Here is a 23,726-nt window from a genome sequence, read left to right on the forward strand (position 1 = left end):
GTCAGCCTCGCTTGATCTGGACAGTGGAGTTCGTGATAACGCGCGGCCCGATCGTGTCGCCATCGTTGCGCGGCACCTCCGACGCCTTCGGGTCGACAAGGTAGCCGGCCGATCGCAGCTGCGCGACCTCGGCGGCCGGGAGCGTGACCTCTTTGCCAGCGGCCACCGACCTTCCGTTCATCTTGACCGTGCGGCCGCGCGCGACGATCGCCGTCACCATGCGGGCCGGTTTACCGCCGGCCTCGGGAGTGGTCGGCGTCGACATCAGTCGAGCACCGGATCGGTGACTTTGGCGCCGAACGATGCGTTCACGCGGCTCGGAATCACGAGCGGCGACGATTGCATGAGCAGCAGTCGCTGCGCCGGGTCTTCTTGAACCCAAGTCTTCGGCGCATACGACAGCGACTCGTAGTTGAACGCCGGGTCCATGATCTGACCGAACGCGCGCGTGCCGAGCAGGCTCGGGCCGCTCATCACGAGCTCGCCGTCGGGAAGCATCGGGCGCTCGACGTTGTCATCGTCGACGAACCAGTCGTTGTAGACCCACAGGTCATACTGGCCCCAACGGCCCTTGTAGACCGCGCCCTGCTCGATCTGCGCGCCCGGATTGATGATGTTCCCGCTCGGGTTCATCGCCGGCCAGATCACCGCGCCCTTCACCTTCGGGTCTTCGATGAAGCCGCCCCAGGCCGAGGTCGAAAACACGATGTCCGTCACCTTCGCGCCAGACTTTTTCAGGATCTGGTGCTGCCATGCCTCAATGTTCGAGGCCGGCGTCGCGGTGCCGGCCACGACGTTCGCCGGCGTCCACTTCTCGCCGCCGGTGAGCGCCTCCGTCAGCGACGGATCGCGGCCGAAGTCGATATCGACAGTCTCGAAACCTTCGCCCTCGACGCGGACCACGCCGGTGCGCAGCGCGCAACAGCCCATCCATTCGAGGCGGCGGTTCAGGATGTCGATCTGGTCGGTCATCTCCGCGGCGAGGTTCGCCATCTCGCGCTCGACGCCCTTGAGCTCGCCACCGATGCGCTCACCGATCATGCGACGCACCGGCTTGCGCAGGTCCGGCGCACGCTTGTCCTTGATGTATGCCGGCTTGAACTCGTTCGTCTGGTAGCGGCGTTGCTCGACGAGCTTGCCCTCGACCAGCGGCGAGACGAACGGCGCCATACGGCGCACACCAACATCGACGTCGATCGATACCTTCTCGGAATCGGCGTTGACAATGTTCCGGAAAAATTTGTCGAGCATGAATTGCTGCGCGACTTTCAGGTTCGGAACCACCTGAATCAGCGTGTTCGTGTCGTACACGAACGATGCGGGCGTGGACATCCCTCAATCTCCTTGAAACGAATTGCGCGCCGGAAACAAAAAACCCCGCCGAAGCGGGGTTCCTCGAAGCGGAGCCGGGTTTTAAGTCGGGTCGGCAGCGGAGACCGAGGACTTGACGAAAATCGTGTATTGACGCAGCGCAGCACGCAGCGAGGCGATGTCCCACGACGGATCGAAATTCAGTGCACGCGCGTTGACCTCGGCTGCGACGTACGCGCCGGCCGTCACCGGCCCGGCGCTGGCATCGGCATAGTCGGCCAGGATCGCCGACGGGATCTGGCTGCCATCCGTCGCCGTCTTCACAGACAGCTTGTAGGTGCCGACCGCATCGACGATCTCGATCGTGAACGAGTCGCCGGCAGCGAACGCCGTCGAGCCGGCCGTCAGCGTGAAGCCGATGCCCGACTGCGAATAGGCCGTGCCGACAGTCGCGGGCGGCAGCGCGTTGCCTTCCGGGTCGGTGACCGAAAAGGTGGTGGCTGCGGTGGCCGCCAGCACATAGGTGCCGGCGAGCGCGCCGGCCGCCGTCACGCCGCCGATCGTGCCATTGCCGACATTCGCGGTGCCCGGCTCGGCGATCGCGTTGAGCGTGCTGACCATGCCGAGCACCGAGCCACGCGGCAGCGTGCCGGCGGCCAGGATGATCGGTTGCGAGACGATTTGCAGCGCACCCGCGATCAGCTGATCCGGGATGTAGGTTTCAGCGTAGATCCCGGGCTGTTGCGGGTTGTCGCCGATCGTGTTGACGGGAAGCGTCATGACTCTCTCTCCTTATCTGGAAACTGGTTGACCGGCGGATCAGGCTTCGCCGAGGCGCCGCTTGTTCGCGTGGATGATTCGCTCCGCGGCGGTCGGAGCGCGAGGCGCGTCACCGCCGGCGCCGGCCGTCGGAATGTTCGTCGTCGCCATGCGGCTCGACAGGCCCGACGCACGACGCGGCGCGCTCGGCGCATCCTCGACACCAGCGTTCAGCGCGGCGATCGCAGCGCGCGAGGACATCTTCGTGTCGAAGGCGAACACGCCGGCTTGGCGCGAGCGGCCAAGCTTGATGCCGTGCGCCATGATGCGAGCGCAGCGCACGCGCTCGCGCTGCCGCGCGGCGGCCGCCTTGGCGTCGGCGCCGTCACCGTCGTCGTCTTCGGAGTCGTCGTCGCCTTCGGCCTCGGCGCGCTTCGCGTCTTCTTCCTTCTTGCGTTCCTCCTCGGCACGGCGGGCGTCCTCCTCCTTCTTGCGCTCCTCCTCCTCGGCGCGCTCCTTCTTGTCGAGGTCGTCCATGCGCTTGGCGTAGTCTTCGTCGGACTCGCCGTCGCGCTGCTTGCGTTCGTCGTCGTCGCCACCGCCTTCGCCTTCCAGGCGCGCGCCGGCTGCCTGCGGTCGGTTGCTGAGGAATGCCGCGAACGGCGCCAGGAGTTTCGAGCTCATGTCAATTCACCTTTCGTTGTCAGATCAGCCAAGCTCTTTGAGCAGGGCAAGAAGCGCCTCGTCGGGCGCCATCACTGCATCGGCCAATCCGATGCTCACACCGGCGTCGCCCATGTAGCAGGCGGCCTCCGTCTTGCGGACAACGTCCGCCGACAGCCGGCGGTTACGCGCGACCGTCGCGACGAACAGCTCGCCCATCGTGTTGATGTCCGCCTGCGCGGCCTGGTATGCCTCTTTCGAGAGCGGAATCTCGGGGTGGAAGTCGGCCTTGCGCTCGCCGTAGGTGATGAACGTCACAGCCATGCCGGCGTTCGTTAGCGCCTTCGACCAGTCGACGTGCATCACGATTACGCCGATCGAGCCCACGCCGCCGGTGCGCGGCACGATCACGCGATCGGCAGCGCTTGCGATCGCGTAGCCGGCCGAGTACGCAGACTCGGTCAAAATCGACCAGATCGGTTTGTCGCCGCGCAGCTCGTAGATCGTGTCGACCAGGTCGAAGCACCCGGCCACCTCACCGCCCGGAGAATCCACGTTGAGCACGATCGCCTTGACCTTCGGATCGGCATGTGCGCTCAAGATCGCCTGCCGCAAACCGTCGTAGCCAGTCATGCCCGACCACGGGCGCAGCGTGCCGAGTTTTTGCACGAGCGTCCCTTGAACGCTAACCAGCGCTACGCCGGTCTCCGGGATCATGTCGTAGCCGCGATCGGGCACGCTGCCCTCGCGAGAGAAGCTGTCGTAGTCGTCGTCCCAGTCGTCGAAGGCCATCGGTTTGAGGCGTCCACCTTCCAGACGGGCGATCTGCGAAACGCCGAGCCGGTCCATCAGCGCGGCCATGATCACCTCGGCTTTCTCGCGGCGGATCGCGAGCGGCACGTTGAACAGCCGCTGTGCCATGTGGGCAAACTTCATCAAACCTCCTCCGGAATTGCGCTCGCTTCCTTCACGCTGTCACTGGTGAGCGTGGCGGGCGGGCGCTGGCCGAGGTTGCGGTAGTAGGTGTCCTCGACGGCCCGCCGCTGCGCGACTTCCCGCCAATCGATGCCCTGCTCCGCACACTCGTCTTCGAGCGACGAGAAGCCGCCCGCGACGCCCATCGCTGCGCCCTGCCGCTCCTTGACGATGTCGACCAGGCCGCGGCCCGGCCCGAGCCATTTCGCACGCGAGTACGCCGCCCGCGCTTCGATGAAGTCGGGCACGTCGCCAGCTGGCATCGGGTAGTCGTCGACTTCCATCGATTCCTCGAGCCAACCCGTAAAGATCGGCTGCGTGAACGTTGCAGCGAAGCCCAGGCGACGCCGATGAAACGTCTTCCACGCTTCAAGCATGGCCGACCGATACGCGCTGTAATTGACTTCAGCCCAGTTCTGCGATATCTGCTGAGCCGCAAGGCCGGTCGACGCCGCGAAACTGCGCAGGAATGCGCTGTTGAACGCGGAGTAATTGGCGCTCGGCCGGTTCGCCATCACCGAGCCGATCGTCTCGCCCGGGAACAGGTGCGTCATGCCGACGCTGCCGAGCCGGGTCTTCCGCTCGTCGTGGAACCGCCGGCGCTCGGTCTGGTAGGCGTTCAGCTTGTCGGCGCTGGACAGCGCTTCCTCCACCAGATCGCCGTCGAACGGGCTCTGGATGTACGCAGCGAAGAACGCATTGATGATCGCCGCGTCGAGCTCCGTCTCGTCGTACTTGATCAACATCTTGAAGCGCTGCAGAACTGGCGTCAGAAAGCCGATGCCGCGGTGCTGCGAGGCCCGATCGTGCTCATACGAGTGGATGATGATTTGCCGCCCCCAATCCGTCTCGCGGGGTATGCGCTTCCAGCGTACCGACTTCGCTGCGCTGAACCAGTCGCCCTGGTGCGCCTCGCGAATGTGATACGCGACCGGCGCGCCGAGCTCGTCGACCTCGACGCCACCTCGCAGCACCTGCTGATCGAAATTCAACTGCGGATTCGATAGGCGATCGGGGTCGATCACCTGCAGCGCAGTCGCGTACCGGGCGCGGCCGACGTCCACACGTTGCGGCAGGTAGTGCAGTTGGCCGAGACCGTCGCCGTCGACGATCTTGTGCCGGAACGCCACCTGAAACAGCCCTGGCATGGGCAGCATCCGCTCGGCGTCGCAGTAGAACCCGGGGTCGTTCGCCCAGGCGCGGTAGTTCGCTTCGACCTGCTGGCCGAATTCGTCCGCCCACACGTGATCGAACGCCTTGTTGCCGGTCAGCGCGCGCAGCGCGACGTGGTCCGGCTTCGAGATCGGCCGGAAGTCCGGCCCGATGACGTTGTCGAGCGTCCGCATGACTGCGGCCGTCGCCCACCCATCGTTTCGGACCAGATCCCGCGCGCGCGCGGTGATACGGTCCTTGTACATGTTGATCTCGCCATCGGGAGACCACAGGTACGGATTCCAATCTTCAACGTGCGAACCGTACAGGTTCGCCGCGTCGTAGGGCGTCTGACTCGCGCCGGACAGCATCGAGGCACGCCCCCGTCGAGCGGGCAGCGGCTTGCCGTCGACGCCGAGGATTTGCACGGGATTGTCCATTAGCGAAACACGAATCGAATTTGCCGGCGCGCCCGGCAAACAATGCCGAGGCGCTCCTGAATCTGAGAGATCAGACCGTCGAGCATGCCGAGGTCCGTCGGGCGGAACGAAACCGAGCGCGTGCCGTCGCTCTGCGAGTAGCTCGCAGTCGCGACCGACTGACCGGCGGCCAGCTGGTCATACGCGCTCAGCAGCGCGGTCAGTTGCGCTTGCAGGTCCGCCCTGCTGCGTCCGTCGTATGCACCCATCACACCGCTCCGTTCGTCATGCAAGGCGGCTGGCGACAGACGCGCCGCCGGTAGTCGATCCGCCCACCTTCTTTACCATCGGCCCGCGCGCAACTACGACGGCCGGCGGTGCTGGCTGCTGGCCGTTCGGCGCATGGGCGTCGCCGTCGTCGTCCTGCTTCGGCTCGACGTAGGGTTTCGCCGTAAAGGCCGCGCCCACTTCGTCGGCCAGGCGGTTGAGCTGCAGGCCCTTGTGGAACAGCGCACACAGCGCCGCATACGCGTACACGCGGCAGTCGAGCGCCTCGTTCGCCTTGCCGGCCGGCAATTCCCACACCGTGAAGCTGCGACCGGCAACCGTCTTCAACACGCGACGCTCGGCGGTGAGCTGCGCGTAGTAGTTCAGATCGCGGTCGGCCGGGAAGTGCATGAAACCTGCACCGGGCGTCTCGCGCTCGAGCCGCCGGTAGATCACATCCTTGGCCGTGTTCACACCAACGATCACCGGGCGATAGGTCGCCTTCGTCCGGCGCGTCGGCTTCTTCGTCGGCCAGACCGGCGAGCGCGCCCCGTTCTTCGCAGACTCGCCTTTGATGCCGAAAATGTTGCGAGACAGCCGGGCCTTCGTGAACTCGTATGCCTTCTGCGTGTTCGCGCCGCCCGTGTCGACGCAGGCCGCGCTGATAACGAACTCGCGGCCGTCAGCTCGCAGAAACCGCGTCATCAGGTACGCGTCGAGCGTCGCCCACACCTCGGGCTCGTTCGGGTCGCCCTCGAACACGCGATAGTCGATCGACCAGCTCTCCTCGTCGCGCCCCCACCCAACCACCTCCACCTCGAGGCGGTCCGGCTGCGTGTCGACGCCGGCGGTGAGCAACGCCACCCCGGGCGGCACCTGCGCCGGCCAGAGCTCGCCGCGCTTCGCGAGCGCCTCGAGGTCAAGGTTCTTTCCCGAATGCGAGCGATACGGCAGCCCGGCCTGCGTGTTCCACCACGTCTGTTTCTTCGTCTCGTCCTTCTGCGCGTCGATCCACTTCTTCGCGACCAGGTGCGGCCGGTCCTTCGGCCACGGGCTGTACAGCTTGGACGCCTGGAAACCAGCGTGCTCGTTGTCGACCGCCCACGCTCCACAGGTCGGGCACTTCGCCCGGTAGACAGCGTGCCGATCCGAACTCCACCAGTCCCATACCGCCGTCACGGCGGCGTCAGGATTCCCGGCTTGCCCGGCATCGCGCCATGCCTGCTCGTATGAGTCGAGCGGCAGGTGTCGCGCGCCGCAGCACTCGAACGGCCGGGTTTGATGCCAGCGTGCCGTCTGCAGCGCGCGCAGGCGCTCGCCCTCCGACCAGCCGACTCCGCAGCACTCGCAGTAGATCCGGGCCGTTTTCGTGTTGTGGCTCACGACGTTGCCGTGCGCGTCCTTCTTCTTGTCCCATTCGACGTGCCTGAAGAAGTCGAGAAACTGCCGGTGGCCGCAGTGCGGGCACTCGACGCTCGGGCGCCGCATGTCCGACTCGTTGTAGCTGGCTTCGATGCGGCTCTCGTCCTGCACGGTCGGCGAGCAGGCCCGGATCGACAGCCAGTTTCCGAACGTGGCCGTCCGTTCTTCGGCCAGGCTGATCGGATCGCCTTCGCGGGTGATCGGGTACTTGTCGACCTCATCGGCGAGTATCACGCGCACGGGCCGGCGCGCGAGATTGTCCGGGCTGCCGGCGCCGGCCAGCGCCAGAAACCCACCGGGGAACGACTTGAACAGCAGCGTCTCATCTGCATTGCGCATCTTCGACGTGCCGACCATCTCGCGCAGCACCGGTGTCACGCGAATCAGCGGCGCGATGCGCTCCTTGCTGAACTGCTCGGCTGCGTCCTCCTTCGGCTGCAACAGCAGCATCGGGCTCGGGTCGAGGTGAGCGAAATAACCGAAGGTGTTCTCGAGCAGCGCGGTCTTCAGCATCTGCGTGCTGACCATCGCCGTAATGATGTGAACGCCTGGTTCGGTCACGGCCAGCATCGGCCCGCGCGCCACTTCCACCGTCGCCGTCGACCAATCGCCCGACGTGCTGCCGGCCTCCTTCGCCAGCTTGCGGAACTGGTCGGCCCAGTCGGGCACGCTGATCCGCGGCGGAGGCGTGAAGCCCTTGCGACCGTTCAGCCGCAGAATGTCAGCCTTGCTTTCGGACGAACTCCGCTTCGTCGGGCTCTCCGAGCTCCGATAGTTGCTTGTGGACATAGGCGGCTAGCACGTCTGGTAACCGATCCGACTCGATGCCCAGGTCAGCCGCAATGAGCGGCGCATACTTCACCGGCCAGTTCAGCCACGCGTCGCGCGCGCCCCGGAAGACATCGAACATGACCGACTTCGCAAGGTCGAGGTCGATGACCATCTGCGACTTCTGTTCGTATTCGAGCCGATTGAGCAGCGCGAGATACACCTCCTTGATGCGCTTCGCCTCCTCGATCGGCATGTTCAGGTCGACGTCTAGCCCCGCCGTCAGCCGCTCGGCAGCATCTTCGGCCGACTCGCCGGGCAGCAGGGTGATCACCTCGTCGACGACGATGCGTTCGCCCTTCCGCTTCGGCTGCTCATCATCCGCCGACGCGTCGCCAGCGGCGCCGGCCGCGCCCGAGGTTTCGGTTTCAACCTCGGTTTCATTTTGGGTTTCAGGTTTCGCCTCGGCTGAAACCTTGGCGCGCGAGCGCGTGGCCCGCGCGTCGGTCGAATCTCGGTACTGTTTCAACTTCGCGTTCGATGCCTCAACATCGACCTTCGAGCCTTGCAGGACAAGCCATCCGGCCTTTTTCCACTTCGCGACGGCAGTGTGCGAAACACCGTGCATGCGCGCGAATTCGGCTTTCGAGACGAGCATGGAAATGAAACCTAGAAATGAAACCTGAAACCAAATTTCAGACCTTGGCGCTAGGCAAAACACGCGGCGCGCAATTGCCCGTGCCCCTCCCCCCGGGGGGAGGGGACCCGTCCAGATTAAGAGCCAAGCACCGTCGCGCATTTGACATCGGGACAAACCTCGTAGAATGGCAACGCTGCGGTATGCCACTTAACTAGGAGCCAATTTTGAGCACCCCATTCGACAAGCGCATTGCTGATCAAATAGCCGCCCTCAAACTGCCAGAAGTGCGATCGCCGTCCGAATATGCGTTCGAAACGCTCGTAGAGGAAGTGAAACAGTTCGAAGCGTCTCTCAACAGCGGGGAAGCCGTTGGGGGAATGCTCGCGTCCTTTGGCAAATCTATAACGTTACAGATTTCCAATATCTGCTTGTCAGGACAGTTCTTCTGCTTCGACGGGATCACTGATGACGGTAGCCCAGCGCGTCTCGTGCAGCACTTCACACAAACGTCTGTGCTGTTCATAAAGATAAAGACTGAGGAGCCCACAAAACCAATAGGATTCGTAGTCGCTTGAATCCAGTCATCACCGAGCGCTAGCCAGGGCCTTCGCCATCGCGGCGTCGAGTTCGCGCCGAAACGCAACGGCGACGACACGTTTGCCAACGCCGCGGTAGTCGAGGTTCTGGCGCACTTCATGCGCATCCTCGAACTTCACCAGAAGCTGAAGGCCAGTTCTGACGCCACCAACTCTGAACTGTGTATTGCCGAGCGATCCATACGCCCGCTTGTCCCTGCCACGTACCCACGTGCGTTGGCCAGCCTTGGGACGCATCCAAATCCCGTTGATCGTCTGGCCGCTCTTCTTGAAAGTCACCGCGCCAGCAAACACGTTCGGATTTGCCAACAGACGTTTGATCGCGTTGCGCGGCAAGTTTCCGTACTGATTGACTTTCTGGGCAACGGGTTTGAGAAGCGCCAAGCTGTTTAGCTTGTTCTTGCCCCCGATCTCATAGGGCAGAAGGTACGACACCGCGATCGGCTTCACGTACACCAGCGCAACCGGGTTCGACTTCGACGCCCGCTTGATCGCAACCGAATTGAGCGTGAACGGCGTGGGCTTATCGAGCACATTCCGCATGTTCTCGCGCTGCGCGTCGCGCACCTGCTCGGCTGTCCCGTTGAGTGCCTGAGCGGTGGCGAACGGCAGTTGCTTTCGGGCGAGCGCATCAAGCTTCTTCGACAACGCGCGCACGTCCGATTTCACCGATAACGTGAGCATCGCATCATCAGAATAGAAAAGCCCCGCGCGACCCCAAGCCGGGTGCGGATCACGACATCCTCCTATTAGCCGTTCACCTGGCGCATTTGGCGCGACTTCTAGATGGCGGCCCAAAGGGAACCGATGTCGGCGTAGCTCTGGCGCTCGTGGTCGAGGTTCTGCAGTGCCCCGCCGTCGGGCGGAAAGTTGGCCGCTACCCATTCGGCAAACCCATCGCCTGTTTGATGGGGTAGAGCCAATTAGACACGTCTAACAGCAAATCGGGCGATGCAGGACGGACACCCAAACATTCCGCCTGCAATTCATAATTCCCCAGTTCTCCGCCATACTTGTTCACACTTTAAGTATTGCTCGACATCGTAAAATTATGCGTCGGGTGAGAGCCGACTTTAACCGTAAGGAGACCTGCAATGCCGTATTACAAGTATGGTAACCAGCTCGTGCAGCAGCAAGGAAACGAGTTTGATCAGATCCACAACCCTGGCGCTGCAACCCCGTTTTCCGGGATCTACCGTTGCGAAGTATGCGGTGGAAGCGCTGTATCGACTGTTGGGCATCCTCTTCCACCACAAGGCCATCATCCGCACCCGGCAAATCAACCGATCCGGTGGAGACTGGTTGTAAAGACGCATTTCCGGTGATAACTGCGTCGCAGGGTTGTTACCTCGCGACGGAATGAAAAAGCCCGCGCAGCGAACTGGGCGGGCTTTCATCTGACATACCTCTCCCCTAGGGAGAGGTCTCGCACTTAAGCGGTGTCGGTCATCTGGCAAGCAGAATACACCTATTTTTCCGGGTTTACAACCTGCAATTACGTTCGCTCAAGTAGCGAATCATAGGCGCGTTGACGGTCCAACTGAATTCTCCTCGTCTCGGCCATCTTCTCAAGCACCTTTGCAATCTCGCGCTTGCCATGCGCTAGTGCCATCTGAAACGTGTTGGACGGCCGATGCGGAATCCGTAGCTTACGACATATTACGCGCGGGTCCATACGGAGGATGTAATGCATTCGGAGCACCTCCTTGTCAAACGGCAATAGCCTCGCCCATGCTCGCTCGACTTCCTCGGCATCCCTTTCGTCAATGAGCATCAATTCGACGGAGCGCCCCTCAAGCTTGCCAGCGCGATAACGTCCTTCGGCCGATCCGATGCAGGATCCCCCGCTAGACCCGTATCGCTGCGCCTTCGCCCAGTTCTCAAGCCGATCATCAAGGTTAATCATCGTGTCCGTCCGGGACTATCGCCGCTTCGAGGTCGAGTAAGGGTAGATGTCGTTTCCATGAACGCTCATCTGCCGGCCGTCTTCCGTTTCTACCCGGAAACGCCCCCGTCCCTCATCGGACGGCCCCACGATCCACCCTCTGAGCTCCTGTTTTCCATCGGGAGATTGAACGCGGCAGTTGAACCTCTCGGCGTCGCGGTTTCCTACAAGCGACAAGACGCCTTGGATCATCTTGATCACGTCTTCGCGCTTCGGGTTAGGCGCGAATAGACCACTCCGGGTACCAACATCCATCGCCTCGGCAATCATCGATTGCGTTACTTCGATCTTCGCCATCATTTGCCTCCTATCTCAAAATGAGGTCTAGCAAGTGCAACCCGCAGAAACGTTGTGGTACGGCAGGTAGACGTGCGGCTGCCGGTACGAACTGGTGCTGAACTGCTGCGCGGCTCGGTTGAAGAACAACGCGAGTTTCCGCTGCTGCACGTCGCCGTTCCGCTGCTTGTGGAGCTGCAGGTAGGCGTCGGGCTCGTCGTCGCCGTACTCGACCTCATGCTTCTGCGCCGACCAGACGCTGAACACGTTGTCGGCCGCATCGGTGATCACGCCAGCGCCGGCGACGTCCTGCTTCCCGGGAATGTGTTTCTCGTCCTGCCCCTTCCGCGGGTGCGCGACGAGATGCACGTGCGTGCCGTTCGCTCGAGCCCAGTTCGCCAGCATCCGCATGGCATCCTTCTGCGCGGTGATGGCGCCGGGCCCGTCTGACTGGACGTCGGTCATCATCAGGCTGTCGATCACGCAGTGGCGGATCCCGTACCGCTTGTAGGCGTAGGTGAACACGGTCAGCAGGCGCTCGATCGACGCGGTGCCGACCACGGCGAACGACCACATCCGATCACGCAGCCACTCGGCCATGGCGTCGAGGTATTCCGGCGTCGGTCGATCCAGGCCGCCCAGTTGCTTCGCGATCCGTTTGCCCTGCCGAACCGGCGTCATCTCGCCCGAGAACACGCACGCCCGCTCACCCTGGTTCATCAGGCCGAGCAGAACCTGGTTGAGCAGCAGCGACTTGCCGTGCCCGTTGTAGCCGGACCAAACCGTGATCTCGCCCTGACGGAATTCGAACCACGGCTCATTGCGCCCGCAGAACGACAGGAACGGGTCGTGGGTGTCGTCAGAGGCCGGGTAGAACAGCGCCTTGACGCCACTCCAGAACTCCGAGATCGACTTCAGTTCGTCCGGATCGAACGTCCGGCCAGCATCCATGCAGCGTTGAAAATCCTCCTGCGTCGCGCCGGACAGCAGGAAGTCATTCGCGTCCTTCGCGCCGTCGAACGTCACGCAGTGACACCGCTCGAGGCCCAGGCGGTTCGCCACTTCACGGGCGCCCTTCTTCCCCGCGTCGTCGTTGTCGTAGCAGAGGAAGATCTCGCTGAACTGCTCGAGCCTCGACCAATCGCTGTCGATCCACTGGTGATTGCCGGCGCCGGCGTTGACCGACAGTGCCGAGAAACCCATCTGGTACAGCGCCATCGCGTCGAGCTCGCCCTCGGCGATCACGATCGAGCGCTGCTTCGGCGACACGAGGTGCCAGCCGAACAAACACGGCTCGGCACCGCCTTCCTGGCGCATGTCCTTCTTGTCCGCGACGTTCCGGTACTTGACGTTGATCAGCTCGAGCTCGCCGCGCAGGTACGGGAAAACCGCGTAGTGCGCGCCGTTGCGCGACTGCGCCGCGATGCGGAAGGCCTTGAGCGTTTCCTCGCTCAGACCGCGCGAGGCGAACCACTCGGCGACCGGCGACACTGCCTCGACCTTCGCGCCCTTCGGACGCTCGGGGCGCTTGTACGTCGGCGCTGCCCGGGTCGGCATGTCGTCGCGAATCCCGAGGTAGCGCTTGGCTTCGCGCATCGCATCCGCGATCGACACGCTGCGGCACGCGCACCACAAATCGAGCATATCCCCCGCGGCGCCGGTGCTGAAGTCCTTCCACACGCCGCGCTTGGCGCCGGCCGTGCAGACCGACAGGCTGCTTCCCGCCTCGCCGTCGACGCTGCCGACCTTCCACTCTCGGCCGTGCTTCTTGCCGTTCGGCAGCAGGTGCTCGGCGATCGCCGCGGCGTTCTCGCCCATCTGGGCGGCCAGTTCGCGGGCGTTCATCGCGGCACCCCTGCCATCGCGCGACGCTCAGCGTCCGGGATCCGCTCGCCGTTGCGCCAGAGGTGCGCGTACCGCTCGCTGCAGCCGGCGTTCGTGGCCTCGTACTCCTTCGCGAAACCGGCCTTCGCCCACCAGTCGCCGCCTGGTGCCGAGCCACCGGAGCGCGCCCCCTGGCCACTGTCCGCCGCCTTCGGAGCGCCCAGCGCAGCGATGAGCCAGCTCACCGGCTCGAGCGGCTGCTCCTGCGCGCAACGGACGATCGCTGCCTGCACCGCTGGCGCGCCGTACGCCTTGCACCACTTGCCGAGCAGGCTGCGGGCATTGCGCTCGGCTTGGCCAGCAGCGACGAGCATCGGCACGCCGAGCGACCACACCGCCTCCTGCGCCGTCATCCCCGCCGGTTGATCGCCGAGCAGGTCGCCTTGCGAATCGTCCGGCCGAGGGTCCGGCGGAACGCCCGTAGCTTTAGCTACGGAATACTCCTGCTCCTGCTCCTGCTCCTGTTCCTGCTCCTGGCTTCGATGGGGCTTCGAAGGGGCTTCGGATGGGGCATCTACAACCCTTTTGCTTCTCAGATGAAATGCCTCGTGATAGCGATCAAAGAACTCACCGAGAAACGGGCAGTTGGGAAGGGCTTCATAATCCTTCTGGATACCAACGCAGCGCCGGTCCGCAGCCTTGAGTTCATCGGCGATCTGGTAGGACGCCATTTCGAAAACCCACACCATCTCCGATGCCTCATCGAAGGCACAAAAGCCGGCTTCAACACATGCCGTAAGCCCCTTCGATGCCCCTTCGATGCCCAATCCGGTTTCGTGCGCCATATACAACTTCGGTTGGTAGTAGAGGCCAAGCATGTTCGAGTGAGGCGAACTCATCAGATAGAGCGCAACGATGACCCCTTCGGAGCCCCTTGCACGGATCTCTTTCCCGGTTCCGGATGTCCAAAACTTCGGTGCGACTTTGGCGTAATCACGCATTCACCACCTCTGGCGCGGGCAGCAACTTCGTCCCCTTCCGGGTGTTGCATAGGACGCGCAGATTCGAGCGATCGCCCGACCCACCCCGAGACCGCGGCACGATGTGGTCAATGCTGAGATAGACGCCAGTGACAGCCGTGTAATAGCCGTAGCCACCTCGAGGAAAGCGCTCCTCCCAACCGACAAGTCCACATTCCGCGCAGCAATAGCCTTCTTCGCGGAATACCTTTCGACGCAACGACATGGGGACGCCTGATTTCGTCGGCATTATTCGTCACTCCACATGCGTACCTCGATACGGCGGTAGCGCGCGCGTTTCTCGGGCTTCGGGGCGCGCTCAGCCACGGCATGCCTCCCGCAGCGCCAGCTCCATGACGAGGCGCTGATCGAGGCTGCGAGCCTTGATTTCTGCGTACATCGCATGCTTGCAGATGCGGCGCCACAACGGCGTCGCCGCGGTCGACTCGAGCAGTTGGCCAAGCGCTGAGATACGCAGCTCACGCTCGTAATCCTCCCGGGCCTGCCCGGTAACCTCGGCGACGTCAGCCTGCCGGATCGACCAGGCGCGAAGATCCGGGGTGCGCGCTTCACCTCGCCTATGGCTCGGAACGTACCGCCGTTCGGAGCTTGCTGTCACAACGAATTCGAGAGTGCCCATGCTTCCCACCTTTGCCCATTACTTGCTAAGCAATGCTAACTAGGCAACATAAAACCCCGCTTTGGGGACTGCCGCTGGTCAGGCGGAACGGCTCACCGGAAGGGATCGGCTTACCTCAGTCCCCGAAACGGGGTGCCCTTCGCTTGACGCCGAGGACCAGTCGACGTCGCAGTATTCAGCGTCGTTACGAGAACATTTTCGCAAACATGTTCTGGGCGGCGCCTGCTGATATACATCCCCATGAAAATCGGGAAATTCGAGGTGGCTCACGCCGTGTCTTGCCGATAGCCGACCGGGTCCGCGAGGTACCTATGGATTTCCTCGTTCTTGTAGACCGTGCAGTTGTCGGACAGGCGGATCGCCTGGGGCGCCTTGCCGGCGAGAACCAGCTTGCGCCAGGTCTCGCGGCAGCAGGGGATGAAGGGGGCAATCTGGGCCCACTTGGACAGGCCCATCGCCGGCAGCACCGGGAGGATCGGGCCGGCCGGCTCTTTCGTGGACTTTGCTACGGCTGTATTCGTCATGTTCGCCACCGTTAGTAGGGTTGGTGGACGAATACTATTTCTGACTAGCCCGTGTTTCTACACGTATACGCATAGGTTCCAACTTGCGCAGACCTTCCGCTATGCGCAGACGGGAAAGATTCAATCTCGGCTCATTTCTTTTTTTGCCTGCGATACGATCTCCGCAAGTTTCTTATGCGACAACGGAACAACCTTTATCAACTCAGACGCAGCCTTCTGAGCAGACAACTTTGGATCAATATTATCCTTCCAATGCTTTTTTGCAATTTCGGCCAACGCGTAGTTTTCCGCATGCCTTCTTCTTGCCATAACAGATGCCGCATGTAGCCCATCACTCCTATAGCCAAACGGCGTCGCCTTGATAATTCCACACCAATAACTCGCTGAAGAAGCATAACTCCATGCGAGCGCACTATTCTTCTCTGCCTTCATAGCCTGAACAGAATATGAAATCGCAATCAATATTGCATGAAGCATCGCAAACCTACTTACCTCATCGGGATTTTTTTAAACTCATCAAAAAAATCCCTCTCCTGACGATCACCGTCATTTTTCTCGTCATCCCAAGTCTCCTTAAATATTTTCTCAAAGAAATGCCCCTCAGCATCCTCTCCATTTCCCTCAATAAGACTTCCTAATGCTCGGACAAAAACGTCACAGACCTCCGAAATCACACTCCCCGCAACGGTTATAGGAGTTCTCATCTTTCTCGGCATAAGCTCAGAAAAATCCAAATCCCCCATACTTCACCTCACATTCATTGAAATTTATTGTCAATTTATCATCAACAATTTTCAAAAAAAACCTTTTTTCGCCTTTGAAACTATCTCTGCAAGCTTCTTATGAGAGAGCGGAACGATTTTGGTTAGCTCCGTTGCAGCCTTCTGCGCCGATAGTGTCGGATCTATACTTTCCCGCCAATGCTTTACCGCATCCTTGATCAAAGTTCGATTTTCCGCATGACGCAACCTCGCCAACTGTGAGGCTGGATTTTGAGTCGACCCGGATTTAGCAATCGAGAACGCATATCGCTCACTAGCCACTCGAAACAAAACGATAGCCTCATCGTCGCTACGAAAATCACAAACCAGCAACCTTATGCAACAATAAACACCAAGACCTATATCCCTTTCAATTTCCCCGGCATTTATCCACGCATCGACGAAAGCAAGCTGCGGATTACTGATTTTCACCCCCTTCGCCCAAGCAGCTTCTCCTTGAGCCAAGAGATCAACTTCCTCAGAGCAAAGAAACTCATCGTCGGGATAATGTCTGCCGACGGTTAGCAACCATCCAAATCTCCCGATGGAATTTAATTTCCCTGCCTCACCGCTTTCCGTCATATCAACGAGATCGGCCAATAGATCCTCGGCGCGGCTAATAAATCGGTCCTCGAAATGTCCCATGCGCGCCTCACGCCCCCTACGATAAAAGCCACGCCAATCGGGTAACAATCCCGGCTCCTCGGCCCGAGGATTAGGCGCGGTTGAGCTGATTATGCCAAAGTGTTCCAAGTAACCTGGTCGGCTTACGGCCGCCCAAGCCGATACCGGCTTGGTAGCAACGCGGACAACGAAGGTCAGTTGGCGCGCCCCCTCCTAGCTATTGGCTTTCTTCCGGTCTGCGGCATCTCGAATCGCTGCGAGATCGAACGACTCCGCAAGATAGTCAGGAAACGCGTTCCAGCCAGCCTCACCGAGCACGCCACCACGTGCAGCGACTAGTTCGCGCGCTTGGTCCAGTGATACGGCTGGGGTGAGGACTTCCCCTGACGGTGTGAACACGATGAACTTACCTTGATCGATACGCGCGTTAGGCATGGTCCACCTCGTGCGTCTCGATGTCAGCGTCGAGCAGGTCGGGGCGGATAGGCGTCAGGTTCCAGTCAAAGCACGCCATCTCGGTGCAGAACTTGTTGATGCCGGTGCGCACGTCCAGTCCGTAGACCGGGGGGCCGACCAACTCAGCAATCCAGTCATGCTTGCCGTTGTCGGCGGGCGCGACGATCAATACCATAAAGCCGATGTACTCGACTTTCCTGGCTCGCGTCACGATCGCCAGATCCCCCGGCCGGCAACGCAAGCGATCACCCATGGCGCACCTCGGTCCTCATCGACTCGATGTCGCCGCCGTCGCCGCGCAGCGGCTCCAGAGCGTAATCGGGAAACAGGTAGTAGTTCGTGAGGATGGGCCCGTGATCGTCGGCTGCTACGCCAAACACGGCCTGCCCGAGAACACTCACCTCCCAGCAGTCGGCCGAACGCAGCCGATCGACAACGACGATGCGCCGGAGAAGCGCAGGATTTTTCGAACGCACGACGCGGGCAAGGTCGCCGGGTCTGCAGCGCAGCTCACGCATGATCGGCCTCCCGTTCGGGCTGTTTCGCCTGAAGGCTGTCGCCGCGAAGTGGCACCAACGACGAATCACGGAAAGCTGTCTTGTTGCCCACGACTGGACGCCCAGTCCTGAACTCTAGACCGAACGCCGGCGCGCCAAGCAGCGTGACATCCCACCTGTCGAACTCGCCCCATCTCTCAACGATCACGGTGCGCCCCAACAGCGCCGGATTCGTGGAGTAGACGACCCGTGCCAAGTCACCTGGCCTGCAACGCAGTTCAGCCATGGAGCACCTCCACTTCGGCATCTTCCGCGTGCTCGGCGCCGCGGCTGGTGATCTGGATTCCGATCTCGGCCAAATCGACCACATTGCACCGCTCCATGTCGCCGCCACGCGCGTAGTAGTCGAGGACACCGAAAATCGCGCCGGCCTGGCGCAGCGCCGCCGCGCTGTTCGCGAGCGCCTCGGCCTCGAAGTGCGCCGGCCGCGCCGGCGCGCCCTCTACCTTGCGCGTGAGGATCATGCGCACCAGCGCGACGAACCGACCAGCGTCCTCGGCGTCGATCGCCAACTCGCCGCAGCCCGTCTGGATCGTGAAGCCGCGCTCCATGGCGGGCACCTGCTTGGCGAGCGCGTACCGCAGCGCCTCAACGTCACGAGTGTCAGCCATGGTTCGCCTCCGCAGCCCGGCCCATCATCATGTCGTCGGCGCGCAGCTCAGCGGTCGCCATCATCTCGCGCCCGATAATTGCGAGCGCCACCGCACGGTCAGTCTCATCAGTTTCCGAGATCGCCGCGAACAGGTGCTTCGCGCCTTGGAAGAATTGGGAGGCCTCAGCCCAGGCGACCCGGTTAGCCTCCTCTCTGCTTGCACGGTCAGCCATGGCTCACCTCGGCGCGGGCCAGGTCGGCGAGGCGGCGCAGCGCGTCGCCGGCGATGTCGAGCGCAACGCGATCGGACGGCGCCAGCGCGGCGGCGCGCACGGCGTCTGAGACGATGTGAAGCATGAGAAGGCTGCGCGGCTCGGCGCAGCGAAGGGGCGCGCCGCTCGACGGACGAGCGGGGATAGCGGTTCGCAACATGGTGGGCGACTCCTACGTTGGGTAAGAGCCTGCCTCCGCTGCTAAACGGGTGGGCAGGCACATGACGAGGTTAGCAGACCGGAACGTAGGAACCGGCAGGCGCGAGCGCCTCCCCATCATGGCCCGCCCGTAAAAGGGCGCGAGCGATGATACTACGGACGTAAAAAAACCGCACTGCGGCGGTCGTCCGCCTACGTATTCCCGGGCTGCTAAACCCAGGCCACTGTTGTCTCAGCGGCAATTTCAGAATAGCCAGCCGGCTAGCCGTCGTCAAGCGCGAATTTGTAAACTTGGGCCGCGGTGGCTAACTCTTGGGAGACAAATGCGCCGCGCTCGGATCCAACTCATCGGCAGTCTCGAGAGCCAAAGCGCGCCACTTTTGATAGTCATTGGCTGAGCTCTCTCCTACACCGATTCGAGCATCCAATGACGCCACGTAGCGACGAATAAGGTCCGCGTCGCTCCATCGCTTTGCTTCGGTTAGTAGTGCATCACGACGACGAATTTTGGCTTGACGGGCTTCCTCTTGAGCTGCGGCTTCCGCGCGAGCGAGCTCGACTGCCGCCATTCGCTTGTGCTCAAGAAGCAAACTTTCTACTGCATTTGCATGCCTGGCCTCGACAGCCTCGACAATCTGAGGAAGTCGATCGAAGATATTGTGACGTTCATCATCTTTGAACCGCCGGACAGCGTTGGAATACTCGTCTATCAGTAGCACGAGAACACCGGTACCAGTTATCCCGTGCCCCAGGTGTTTGCTGGAGTCGGTGTCCGCGGATGTCTCGCGGCGCCCGAGTTCGACGAGGCGTATTTGAACGCTAGCTCTATCGCGTCGGAGGTCAATATGGCTGCAGGCATAACCCATAGCGACCTCGAAACCTCGCGCCCTCACTTCAAACAGAATGACATCCAAGATATGCAACGCTCGCGCGCGGGTTGACTCGCTGCAACGTACGGCTTCTGCGCTATCGGCTCGACGCGTCCCGGCACCGCCGACTGTAGTGAAATACTCTTCCCAGCCCACCCAACGCCTAGTCGCTTCCATAGCGGCATAGCGCTGAGCAATTCGCTGCACGAATGGGTCGCTCGCGCCACGAGCGAGACTGGATCTACGCTTGGTCACAGGCACCTTGATGCTTTCTCTTGTTCAAGTACGACAACTCTAGCCTGCAGCGTTTCAATCGCATCCGCGGCGCGCCAGTCAAGCGAGCGCTACCCTTCATGCGCGCTCGAAGTCGTCTCACGAGTTCGTCTACGTTATCCATGGAATCGGCCGACATGTCGATGAAGCACCATTATGGCTCGACATGACTCTCCGCCCACGCGATGACGTCTTTCGCGCGCCAGAGGAAGCGCACTCGCTCAGCCCGTTTAGCCGACGGAATCCGAATCCGCGGTGGGAACTCGTCCTGCGATACGATCCATTGCCGCGCGTGTTCCTCCGTCTGGTGCAAATAGGCGGCGACCTCCGACATGTCCCATAGCGCGTGTGGCGCGAGACGCGTCGCGATCTGGCGCGCCAGCTCGGCCAGGGTGTCGCCGTCAAGCAATAGCGCCGCCGGTGCGGAAGTCGTATTGGTGGCCGGTGCTGGCTGATGTCGGCCGGCACGCTCAGCCAGCCATGCATCGATGTCTTCCTCATGCCACGCGTTGCGCTTCGGCACGATCTCGAACGGCTTAGGGAACGCACCCTGTGCGACAAGGCGGTAGATGGTGGAATGCCCGAGGCCGATCTTGGCGGCGACGTCCTTTATTCGTAGTGCTTTCACGTCAGTCCTCCCCTCGAACGCAACGCGCACCATTGCCGCCGCGATCTCCATCATCGATCTCGCCCCCCCTACATTGACGATGTGTCGCGCCGACGCTATTCAGGAACGCGATCAGTTCATCGGTCGAACTAGAAGCGTCTAGCGTGTCCCGCTCCCCTTCTTCCTCTCCTCGACATCTTGGAGCGCCAGGCGTTCAGCCAATCTCAACGGCCGCTTTCCGTCCTGGTAGATGGCAGTCTCTTCGACGTAGTACGCGTTACCCACCTTAATGGGAGGCGGGTAGATCTTCCCCTGCTTGATCCATCGCGAAGCCGTCCGCATCGCTGGAGGTGGGAAAAATTCGCGCTCGAGCCAAAGGTTCAATCTGATCTTCATTCATCCACCGCAGCAAAGAGCCCGTTCAGGCGCTCACTCCATGTAATACCGTTTAGAAATTCCTCCAACTCATCGTCGGTAACGTCGTATTCACGAGGAGAGCCTAATGGATACGTCTGGTCCTCCGCCTCGTAGAACTCCTGAAGTAGTGCTCGAGTCATGTTTAACTCCCGACGACGTTGTCAGTACCGGTTGAATGTCGCTTGGGCTTTCGACAGGAGCGTCAAAATAACGTCCCCATCGATAGCCGACCATCGGCGGGACCAATTGCCGCCGGCCGATCGGAACTACTAAAAAAGGTTAAGCATCGGCCGGTCAGATAGAGTAGGACGGCTGCACTGCCGATGCTTCGACGCTGTCGCAGGTCTCATCGAAATGCGTCAGCAGCATTTCGATGAAGCGACCGTGGTACACGCCGTACACCGTTTTGGTGAGGTCCTCGTCGTTACGCCGGATCAGACGGAATTCGAGGGTGCCGAAGCCGACACTCGGCCGAAGCCAAGCTTTGCGGCTCCATTGCGTAGGCGTATGGTAAAAATCGCCAGCCGAATCGTAAGCCCACGTCTCGATTTTCTTTTCGTCGATGAGCTTCTTGATGGATTTGAGCAAAGCCGCAGGATCGGCCGTTTTCGCGTAAATAGTCATGATGATCTCGTTCGTTATGCCAAGCAACGGGTTTTCCTTAGGTACCCGTTGCTTGGCGATGGGGTTACACGCTGGGTGCTGAACGCCAGTGCTGGCAGACATGTTCGAGCCGGCCGAACCGACGACGAACGTAGCTGCTCACACGGACGACTTTCGGACGCAGGTTCTGGTTGAACATGCGACACCTCCGTAAAAGCGCGCCCCGATAGGAACTCACAACTTGACTACCCGGAATTGACCGCCTAAGATTCCGGTCGCACGTAGGTAAGTCGCGAGGGATCGCCAGGAGCAGTTTGGCGTTCCTTTGCTGGAAGCGCGTTGATGAGTTGCAGCTCATCAGCGCGCTTTTCATTTGCCGGCCGCGTACAGCTTCAGCTGGTACTCGGCGGCGTCATACGAAACTCCGCACTCCTTGGCTACATCCGAGACGCTCATGCCGCTGACGAGGTGTTTCGGAATCAACAGCTCGCCCTGGAAGGCCTTGGCTTGCCACTCGGGGTCCTCGTACGACTTCAGCGGGCCGCCGAAATGACGGTGCAGAGCGGGCGACCGAGCGTGAAGCAAGTAGTGCCCGGCTTCGTGCGCTACCGTTCCACGATCGCGCCCTTCGTCAGCATAGGCGCGATCGTAGATATCCTCACGGATCTTGATACAGACCGAATCGCCTTCCCGCACCGTGAGTCCGTGCGACTCGCCGAGTTCAGCGTACTCTGCGACTTCGAAGTGATACTGCTTGTCGAGATGCGGAAACGCGTGCTCGACCAACTGCAACACCGGGAACCACAACCGTCCCTCGAGACCGAGGGAGCGCCGAAGATCCAGGGCAACCCCCCGGATTTCGGCACGCTTCATCGGCAGCGCACGAAACTCATGCATTACTTATCTCCCTTCGGTTTAAGCAGAAACATGTTTTGCCGCAGCTGCATCAGCTCTTCGTCGGACAGTTCGTTGAACCGCCGGGCCAATGCAACTGCGACACCTCGTCGGGCCGCCGATTGACCGTCGAGGTCGATCGTCACGCTACGTTGCGACTCGTCGATCGCTTGCTTCAGCTTCGTGACTTGAGACTTCGGCAGGGCATAGTGGGCAGCGATTTTCTGGCACCAGTCCGCGGGGATGCTTTTGCGACCCGTTTCGACTGCCGACAGGAAGGCCGACGTAACAGTGAGCTTCTCCGCCATGTCCTTAAGCAACTCGGAATGCTTATGGCGCAGATCCCTTACGAACTCGCCAAACGCACTGATCATCTCGTTCTCCTAGTGGGCAATTAACTACCTGAGGTTAACTTAACCGATCGCGGTTAAGGTGTCAACCTCCCTAGGTTAACTCCATTTTCGACCGGCGGCACGTAAAATTGTGAATTTTACCCGGGTGTTTTTCATGCTACGCACTTCAGCGACCAGGTTTGCAACCTTCACGCCCTTCTGCGGATCGTGTAGACAGTCGGAGAGTTGTGTTTGCGCACGGCAAGAGTAGCGGTGTGCAAACGCCTAGCTACGAGCTCGTGGCGGGGGAACAAGACGCTCTTCAAGTTCGGTGGTTGATATCTGAACCGCGCGCTCCGGATATCGCTCGAGCGCATCGAGGATCGGTATCTCTAAACCGACAAGAACGTCGCGAACAAGGGTGACCTCGCCGGCGCGCCACTTTCTCGGGAACGCCAAGGTCGCGCAGGTGGACTGCCTTCGAAATCAGTTCACTGCTCGATGTACTGCCGCCAGTGCGGGTACTCGTCGAAGAAAGACTCGTCGAGCTGCGCGACGTAGAGCACGGGCGAAGACGGGTTGGTCGTCACACGAGGCGCGCTGGAATGACAGTGATTTCTGATACAGATCGGTCAGTGCTATATTTCCGCCACATCAAAACAACGAGGTGACCATGGCCTTAGTAAATTGCGGGGAGTGCAGCTCGTCGGTGAGCGACCAGGCTTCGGCGTGCCCGAAGTGCGGGAACCCGATGAAAAAGCGGGGTAAGCATGTGGTGACTACTCAGAAGACCGGGAAGGATGCGAAGACGCTGAAGCTTCTCTCGACGGTGCTAATCATCGGATCGTTCTTCATGATCTTTGCCGACTCGGTGCCGGGTCACACGAACCTGGCTGGGATTGGCCTGCTCATCGGCGTTGTGATGCGCATCGTCGCGGCCACGATGAAGTGGTGGAAGTACGACTGAGGAAGGTAGGGCGCCACGGGAACGGCGCCCAGATGTGAAAAGCCCCGCTCGAGGCGGGGCCGCTGTCAAAAGCTGCTTTGACTATTACCGGTTGGGCCAGGAACGGCAGTGTTCACATACCGTCTCGAATCGGCCCCGGCGGA

34 protein-coding genes are annotated in these 23,726 nt (G+C 61.2%); 2 read left to right on the plus strand and 32 right to left on the minus strand.

Annotation, left to right across the window (positions count from 1 at the left end):
* Position 1: 1 nt before the first annotated feature.
* The 9 genes from FB600_RS24270 to FB600_RS24310 all read right to left on the minus strand — a co-directional run bounded on the left by FB600_RS24270 (position 2) and on the right by FB600_RS24310 (position 8,394).
* Positions 2 to 265 carry a hypothetical protein gene (locus FB600_RS24270; RefSeq protein ID WP_145757465.1) on the minus strand — a complete coding sequence of 88 codons (264 nt, stop codon included), beginning with the start codon at positions 263 to 265 and terminating at the stop codon, positions 2 to 4.
* On the minus strand, positions 265 to 1,332 hold the full coding sequence (locus tag FB600_RS24275) for a major capsid protein (RefSeq protein ID WP_145757466.1): 1,068 nt from the start codon (positions 1,330 to 1,332) through the stop codon (positions 265 to 267). The genes FB600_RS24270 and FB600_RS24275 overlap by 1 nt, the downstream gene beginning before the upstream one ends.
* 81 nt (positions 1,333 to 1,413) lie before the next feature.
* Positions 1,414 to 2,091 carry a head decoration protein gene (locus FB600_RS24280; RefSeq protein ID WP_145757467.1) on the minus strand — a complete coding sequence of 226 codons (678 nt, stop codon included), beginning with the start codon at positions 2,089 to 2,091 and terminating at the stop codon, positions 1,414 to 1,416.
* A 39-nt stretch (positions 2,092 to 2,130) separates the two neighbouring features.
* On the minus strand, positions 2,131 to 2,754 hold the full coding sequence (locus FB600_RS24285) for a hypothetical protein (RefSeq protein ID WP_145757468.1): 624 nt from the start codon (positions 2,752 to 2,754) through the stop codon (positions 2,131 to 2,133).
* 24 nt (positions 2,755 to 2,778) lie between these two features.
* Positions 2,779 to 3,669 (minus strand): S49 family peptidase, encoded by an 891-nt coding sequence (locus FB600_RS24290; RefSeq protein WP_145757469.1) that lies wholly within the window; start codon positions 3,667 to 3,669, stop codon positions 2,779 to 2,781.
* Positions 3,669 to 5,300, minus strand: a complete 1,632-nt coding sequence (locus FB600_RS24295) for a phage portal protein (RefSeq protein WP_105851356.1) — start codon at positions 5,298 to 5,300, stop codon at positions 3,669 to 3,671. Before FB600_RS24295 ends, FB600_RS24290 begins: the two co-directional genes overlap by 1 nt.
* On the minus strand, positions 5,300 to 5,548 hold the full coding sequence (gpW, locus tag FB600_RS24300) for a gpW family head-tail joining protein (protein ID WP_145757470.1): 249 nt from the start codon (positions 5,546 to 5,548) through the stop codon (positions 5,300 to 5,302). The genes FB600_RS24295 and gpW overlap by 1 nt, the downstream gene beginning before the upstream one ends.
* A 16-nt stretch (positions 5,549 to 5,564) precedes the next feature.
* The gene (locus FB600_RS24305; protein ID WP_145757471.1) at positions 5,565 to 7,757 is read right to left on the minus strand and encodes a phage terminase large subunit family protein; all 2,193 of its coding nucleotides are present in this window, start codon (positions 7,755 to 7,757) and stop codon (positions 5,565 to 5,567) included.
* On the minus strand, positions 7,690 to 8,394 hold the full coding sequence (locus tag FB600_RS24310) for a hypothetical protein (protein ID WP_145757472.1): 705 nt from the start codon (positions 8,392 to 8,394) through the stop codon (positions 7,690 to 7,692). The genes FB600_RS24305 and FB600_RS24310 overlap by 68 nt, the downstream gene beginning before the upstream one ends.
* Positions 8,395 to 8,600: 206 nt before the next feature.
* Between FB600_RS24310 and FB600_RS24315 the strand changes: the two genes are divergently transcribed.
* The gene (locus tag FB600_RS24315) at positions 8,601 to 8,951 is read left to right on the plus strand and encodes a DUF6173 family protein (protein WP_145757473.1); all 351 of its coding nucleotides are present in this window, start codon (positions 8,601 to 8,603) and stop codon (positions 8,949 to 8,951) included.
* Between the two features lie 9 nt (positions 8,952 to 8,960).
* Here the strand turns inward: FB600_RS24315 and FB600_RS24320 are convergent, their stop codons facing one another.
* The 23 genes from FB600_RS24320 to FB600_RS24425 all read right to left on the minus strand — a co-directional run bounded on the left by FB600_RS24320 (position 8,961) and on the right by FB600_RS24425 (position 22,658).
* A complete protein-coding gene (locus tag FB600_RS24320) occupies positions 8,961 to 9,656 on the minus strand; it encodes a hypothetical protein (protein WP_145757474.1) in 696 nt (231 codons plus the stop codon).
* Between the two features lie 1,237 nt (positions 9,657 to 10,893).
* A complete protein-coding gene (locus tag FB600_RS24330) occupies positions 10,894 to 11,217 on the minus strand; it encodes a hypothetical protein (RefSeq protein ID WP_105851360.1) in 324 nt (107 codons plus the stop codon).
* Positions 11,218 to 11,241: 24 nt separating this feature from the next.
* Complete coding sequence (locus FB600_RS24335) at positions 11,242 to 13,038, minus strand: toprim domain-containing protein (RefSeq protein ID WP_145757475.1); 1,797 nt, start codon at positions 13,036 to 13,038, stop codon at positions 11,242 to 11,244.
* Positions 13,035 to 14,018, minus strand: a complete 984-nt coding sequence (locus FB600_RS24340; RefSeq protein ID WP_145757476.1) for a hypothetical protein — start codon at positions 14,016 to 14,018, stop codon at positions 13,035 to 13,037. Before FB600_RS24340 ends, FB600_RS24335 begins: the two co-directional genes overlap by 4 nt.
* Complete coding sequence (locus FB600_RS38195; protein WP_145757477.1) at positions 14,011 to 14,286, minus strand: HNH endonuclease; 276 nt, start codon at positions 14,284 to 14,286, stop codon at positions 14,011 to 14,013. The genes FB600_RS24340 and FB600_RS38195 overlap by 8 nt, the downstream gene beginning before the upstream one ends.
* A 69-nt stretch (positions 14,287 to 14,355) precedes the next feature.
* Positions 14,356 to 14,676: a hypothetical protein gene (locus FB600_RS24350; protein WP_145757478.1), complete on the minus strand. Its 321-nt coding sequence runs from the start codon at positions 14,674 to 14,676 to the stop codon at positions 14,356 to 14,358.
* Between the two features lie 266 nt (positions 14,677 to 14,942).
* Positions 14,943 to 15,200 carry a helix-turn-helix transcriptional regulator gene (locus FB600_RS24355; RefSeq protein ID WP_145757479.1) on the minus strand — a complete coding sequence of 86 codons (258 nt, stop codon included), beginning with the start codon at positions 15,198 to 15,200 and terminating at the stop codon, positions 14,943 to 14,945.
* A 120-nt stretch (positions 15,201 to 15,320) separates the two neighbouring features.
* Positions 15,321 to 15,677, minus strand: coding sequence for a hypothetical protein (locus FB600_RS24360; RefSeq protein WP_145757480.1), 357 nt, complete (start codon positions 15,675 to 15,677; stop codon positions 15,321 to 15,323).
* Between the two features lie 11 nt (positions 15,678 to 15,688).
* On the minus strand, positions 15,689 to 15,904 hold the full coding sequence (locus FB600_RS24365) for a hypothetical protein (RefSeq protein ID WP_145757481.1): 216 nt from the start codon (positions 15,902 to 15,904) through the stop codon (positions 15,689 to 15,691).
* A gap of 90 nt (positions 15,905 to 15,994) precedes the next feature.
* Positions 15,995 to 16,654, minus strand: coding sequence for a hypothetical protein (locus tag FB600_RS24370; protein ID WP_145757482.1), 660 nt, complete (start codon positions 16,652 to 16,654; stop codon positions 15,995 to 15,997).
* 358 nt (positions 16,655 to 17,012) lie between these two features.
* Positions 17,013 to 17,294, minus strand: coding sequence for a hypothetical protein (locus FB600_RS24375; protein WP_145757483.1), 282 nt, complete (start codon positions 17,292 to 17,294; stop codon positions 17,013 to 17,015).
* Positions 17,287 to 17,559 carry a hypothetical protein gene (locus tag FB600_RS24380; RefSeq protein ID WP_145757484.1) on the minus strand — a complete coding sequence of 91 codons (273 nt, stop codon included), beginning with the start codon at positions 17,557 to 17,559 and terminating at the stop codon, positions 17,287 to 17,289. The genes FB600_RS24375 and FB600_RS24380 overlap by 8 nt, the downstream gene beginning before the upstream one ends.
* Positions 17,552 to 17,824 carry a hypothetical protein gene (locus FB600_RS24385; protein WP_145757485.1) on the minus strand — a complete coding sequence of 91 codons (273 nt, stop codon included), beginning with the start codon at positions 17,822 to 17,824 and terminating at the stop codon, positions 17,552 to 17,554. Before FB600_RS24385 ends, FB600_RS24380 begins: the two co-directional genes overlap by 8 nt.
* Positions 17,817 to 18,209, minus strand: a complete 393-nt coding sequence (locus tag FB600_RS24390) for a hypothetical protein (RefSeq protein WP_145757486.1) — start codon at positions 18,207 to 18,209, stop codon at positions 17,817 to 17,819. Before FB600_RS24390 ends, FB600_RS24385 begins: the two co-directional genes overlap by 8 nt.
* On the minus strand, positions 18,202 to 18,423 hold the full coding sequence (locus FB600_RS24395) for a hypothetical protein (protein ID WP_145757487.1): 222 nt from the start codon (positions 18,421 to 18,423) through the stop codon (positions 18,202 to 18,204). The genes FB600_RS24390 and FB600_RS24395 overlap by 8 nt, the downstream gene beginning before the upstream one ends.
* Positions 18,416 to 18,547 (minus strand): hypothetical protein, encoded by a 132-nt coding sequence (locus FB600_RS38090; protein ID WP_315898330.1) that lies wholly within the window; start codon positions 18,545 to 18,547, stop codon positions 18,416 to 18,418. Before FB600_RS38090 ends, FB600_RS24395 begins: the two co-directional genes overlap by 8 nt.
* Positions 18,548 to 18,926: 379 nt before the next feature.
* A complete protein-coding gene (locus FB600_RS24400) occupies positions 18,927 to 19,535 on the minus strand; it encodes a hypothetical protein (RefSeq protein WP_145757488.1) in 609 nt (202 codons plus the stop codon).
* Positions 19,536 to 19,917: 382 nt separating this feature from the next.
* A complete protein-coding gene (locus FB600_RS24405) occupies positions 19,918 to 20,445 on the minus strand; it encodes a helix-turn-helix domain-containing protein (RefSeq protein ID WP_257803271.1) in 528 nt (175 codons plus the stop codon).
* 84 nt (positions 20,446 to 20,529) lie between these two features.
* Positions 20,530 to 20,766: an excisionase gene (locus FB600_RS24410; protein WP_145757489.1), complete on the minus strand. Its 237-nt coding sequence runs from the start codon at positions 20,764 to 20,766 to the stop codon at positions 20,530 to 20,532.
* On the minus strand, positions 20,763 to 20,927 hold the full coding sequence (locus FB600_RS37315) for a hypothetical protein (protein WP_186233585.1): 165 nt from the start codon (positions 20,925 to 20,927) through the stop codon (positions 20,763 to 20,765). The genes FB600_RS24410 and FB600_RS37315 overlap by 4 nt, the downstream gene beginning before the upstream one ends.
* Positions 20,928 to 21,081: 154 nt before the next feature.
* The gene (locus tag FB600_RS24415; RefSeq protein ID WP_145757490.1) at positions 21,082 to 21,411 is read right to left on the minus strand and encodes a hypothetical protein; all 330 of its coding nucleotides are present in this window, start codon (positions 21,409 to 21,411) and stop codon (positions 21,082 to 21,084) included.
* Between the two features lie 348 nt (positions 21,412 to 21,759).
* Positions 21,760 to 22,287: an ImmA/IrrE family metallo-endopeptidase gene (locus FB600_RS24420; protein ID WP_145757491.1), complete on the minus strand. Its 528-nt coding sequence runs from the start codon at positions 22,285 to 22,287 to the stop codon at positions 21,760 to 21,762.
* The gene (locus FB600_RS24425) at positions 22,287 to 22,658 is read right to left on the minus strand and encodes a helix-turn-helix transcriptional regulator (protein ID WP_145757492.1); all 372 of its coding nucleotides are present in this window, start codon (positions 22,656 to 22,658) and stop codon (positions 22,287 to 22,289) included. The genes FB600_RS24420 and FB600_RS24425 overlap by 1 nt, the downstream gene beginning before the upstream one ends.
* Before the next feature lie 667 nt (positions 22,659 to 23,325).
* Between FB600_RS24425 and FB600_RS24430 the strand changes: the two genes are divergently transcribed.
* The gene (locus FB600_RS24430; RefSeq protein ID WP_145757493.1) at positions 23,326 to 23,583 is read left to right on the plus strand and encodes a hypothetical protein; all 258 of its coding nucleotides are present in this window, start codon (positions 23,326 to 23,328) and stop codon (positions 23,581 to 23,583) included.
* The last annotated feature ends 143 nt before the right edge of the window (positions 23,584 to 23,726 follow it).

Source organism: Burkholderia sp. SJZ089 (assembly GCF_007828315.1).
GTDB classification, from domain to species: domain Bacteria; phylum Pseudomonadota; class Gammaproteobacteria; order Burkholderiales; family Burkholderiaceae; genus Burkholderia; species Burkholderia gladioli.

What these genes read in the sequence shown, in the direction of transcription:
- FB600_RS24320 (WP_145757474.1), bottom strand. Translation starts at nt 9,656, where the DNA reads ATGCTCACGTTATCGGTGAAATCGGACGTGCGCGCGTTGTCGAAGAAG.
- FB600_RS38195 (WP_145757477.1), bottom strand. Translation starts at nt 14,286, where the DNA reads ATGCCGACGAAATCAGGCGTCCCCATGTCGTTGCGTCGAAAGGTATTC.
- FB600_RS24275 (WP_145757466.1), bottom strand. Translation starts at nt 1,332, where the DNA reads ATGTCCACGCCCGCATCGTTCGTGTACGACACGAACACGCTGATTCAG.
- FB600_RS38090 (WP_315898330.1), bottom strand. Translation starts at nt 18,547, where the DNA reads ATGCTTCACATCGTCTCAGACGCCGTGCGCGCCGCCGCGCTGGCGCCG.
- FB600_RS37315 (WP_186233585.1), bottom strand. Translation starts at nt 20,927, where the DNA reads ATGACTCGAGCACTACTTCAGGAGTTCTACGAGGCGGAGGACCAGACG.
- FB600_RS24360 (WP_145757480.1), bottom strand. Translation starts at nt 15,677, where the DNA reads ATGCTTCATGCAATATTGATTGCGATTTCATATTCTGTTCAGGCTATG.
- FB600_RS24410 (WP_145757489.1), bottom strand. Translation starts at nt 20,766, where the DNA reads ATGAAGATCAGATTGAACCTTTGGCTCGAGCGCGAATTTTTCCCACCT.
- FB600_RS24405 (WP_257803271.1), bottom strand. Translation starts at nt 20,445, where the DNA reads ATGATGGAGATCGCGGCGGCAATGGTGCGCGTTGCGTTCGAGGGGAGG.
- FB600_RS24295 (WP_105851356.1), bottom strand. Translation starts at nt 5,300, where the DNA reads ATGGACAATCCCGTGCAAATCCTCGGCGTCGACGGCAAGCCGCTGCCC.
- FB600_RS24340 (WP_145757476.1), bottom strand. Translation starts at nt 14,018, where the DNA reads ATGCGTGATTACGCCAAAGTCGCACCGAAGTTTTGGACATCCGGAACC.
- FB600_RS24375 (WP_145757483.1), bottom strand. Translation starts at nt 17,294, where the DNA reads ATGGGTGATCGCTTGCGTTGCCGGCCGGGGGATCTGGCGATCGTGACG.
- FB600_RS24355 (WP_145757479.1), bottom strand. Translation starts at nt 15,200, where the DNA reads ATGACGAATACAGCCGTAGCAAAGTCCACGAAAGAGCCGGCCGGCCCG.
- FB600_RS24415 (WP_145757490.1), bottom strand. Translation starts at nt 21,411, where the DNA reads ATGACTATTTACGCGAAAACGGCCGATCCTGCGGCTTTGCTCAAATCC.
- FB600_RS24270 (WP_145757465.1), bottom strand. Translation starts at nt 265, where the DNA reads ATGTCGACGCCGACCACTCCCGAGGCCGGCGGTAAACCGGCCCGCATG.
- FB600_RS24350 (WP_145757478.1), bottom strand. Translation starts at nt 14,676, where the DNA reads ATGGGCACTCTCGAATTCGTTGTGACAGCAAGCTCCGAACGGCGGTAC.
- gpW (WP_145757470.1), bottom strand. Translation starts at nt 5,548, where the DNA reads ATGGGTGCATACGACGGACGCAGCAGGGCGGACCTGCAAGCGCAACTG.
- FB600_RS24285 (WP_145757468.1), bottom strand. Translation starts at nt 2,754, where the DNA reads ATGAGCTCGAAACTCCTGGCGCCGTTCGCGGCATTCCTCAGCAACCGA.
- FB600_RS24290 (WP_145757469.1), bottom strand. Translation starts at nt 3,669, where the DNA reads ATGAAGTTTGCCCACATGGCACAGCGGCTGTTCAACGTGCCGCTCGCG.
- FB600_RS24330 (WP_105851360.1), bottom strand. Translation starts at nt 11,217, where the DNA reads ATGATGGCGAAGATCGAAGTAACGCAATCGATGATTGCCGAGGCGATG.
- FB600_RS24395 (WP_145757487.1), bottom strand. Translation starts at nt 18,423, where the DNA reads ATGGCTGACCGTGCAAGCAGAGAGGAGGCTAACCGGGTCGCCTGGGCT.
- FB600_RS24420 (WP_145757491.1), bottom strand. Translation starts at nt 22,287, where the DNA reads ATGCATGAGTTTCGTGCGCTGCCGATGAAGCGTGCCGAAATCCGGGGG.
- FB600_RS24335 (WP_145757475.1), bottom strand. Translation starts at nt 13,038, where the DNA reads ATGAACGCCCGCGAACTGGCCGCCCAGATGGGCGAGAACGCCGCGGCG.
- FB600_RS24390 (WP_145757486.1), bottom strand. Translation starts at nt 18,209, where the DNA reads ATGGCTGACACTCGTGACGTTGAGGCGCTGCGGTACGCGCTCGCCAAG.
- FB600_RS24310 (WP_145757472.1), bottom strand. Translation starts at nt 8,394, where the DNA reads ATGCTCGTCTCGAAAGCCGAATTCGCGCGCATGCACGGTGTTTCGCAC.
- FB600_RS24385 (WP_145757485.1), bottom strand. Translation starts at nt 17,824, where the DNA reads ATGGCTGAACTGCGTTGCAGGCCAGGTGACTTGGCACGGGTCGTCTAC.
- FB600_RS24280 (WP_145757467.1), bottom strand. Translation starts at nt 2,091, where the DNA reads ATGACGCTTCCCGTCAACACGATCGGCGACAACCCGCAACAGCCCGGG.
- FB600_RS24425 (WP_145757492.1), bottom strand. Translation starts at nt 22,658, where the DNA reads ATGATCAGTGCGTTTGGCGAGTTCGTAAGGGATCTGCGCCATAAGCAT.
- FB600_RS24365 (WP_145757481.1), bottom strand. Translation starts at nt 15,904, where the DNA reads ATGAGAACTCCTATAACCGTTGCGGGGAGTGTGATTTCGGAGGTCTGT.
- FB600_RS24305 (WP_145757471.1), bottom strand. Translation starts at nt 7,757, where the DNA reads ATGTCCACAAGCAACTATCGGAGCTCGGAGAGCCCGACGAAGCGGAGT.
- FB600_RS24380 (WP_145757484.1), bottom strand. Translation starts at nt 17,559, where the DNA reads ATGCGTGAGCTGCGCTGCAGACCCGGCGACCTTGCCCGCGTCGTGCGT.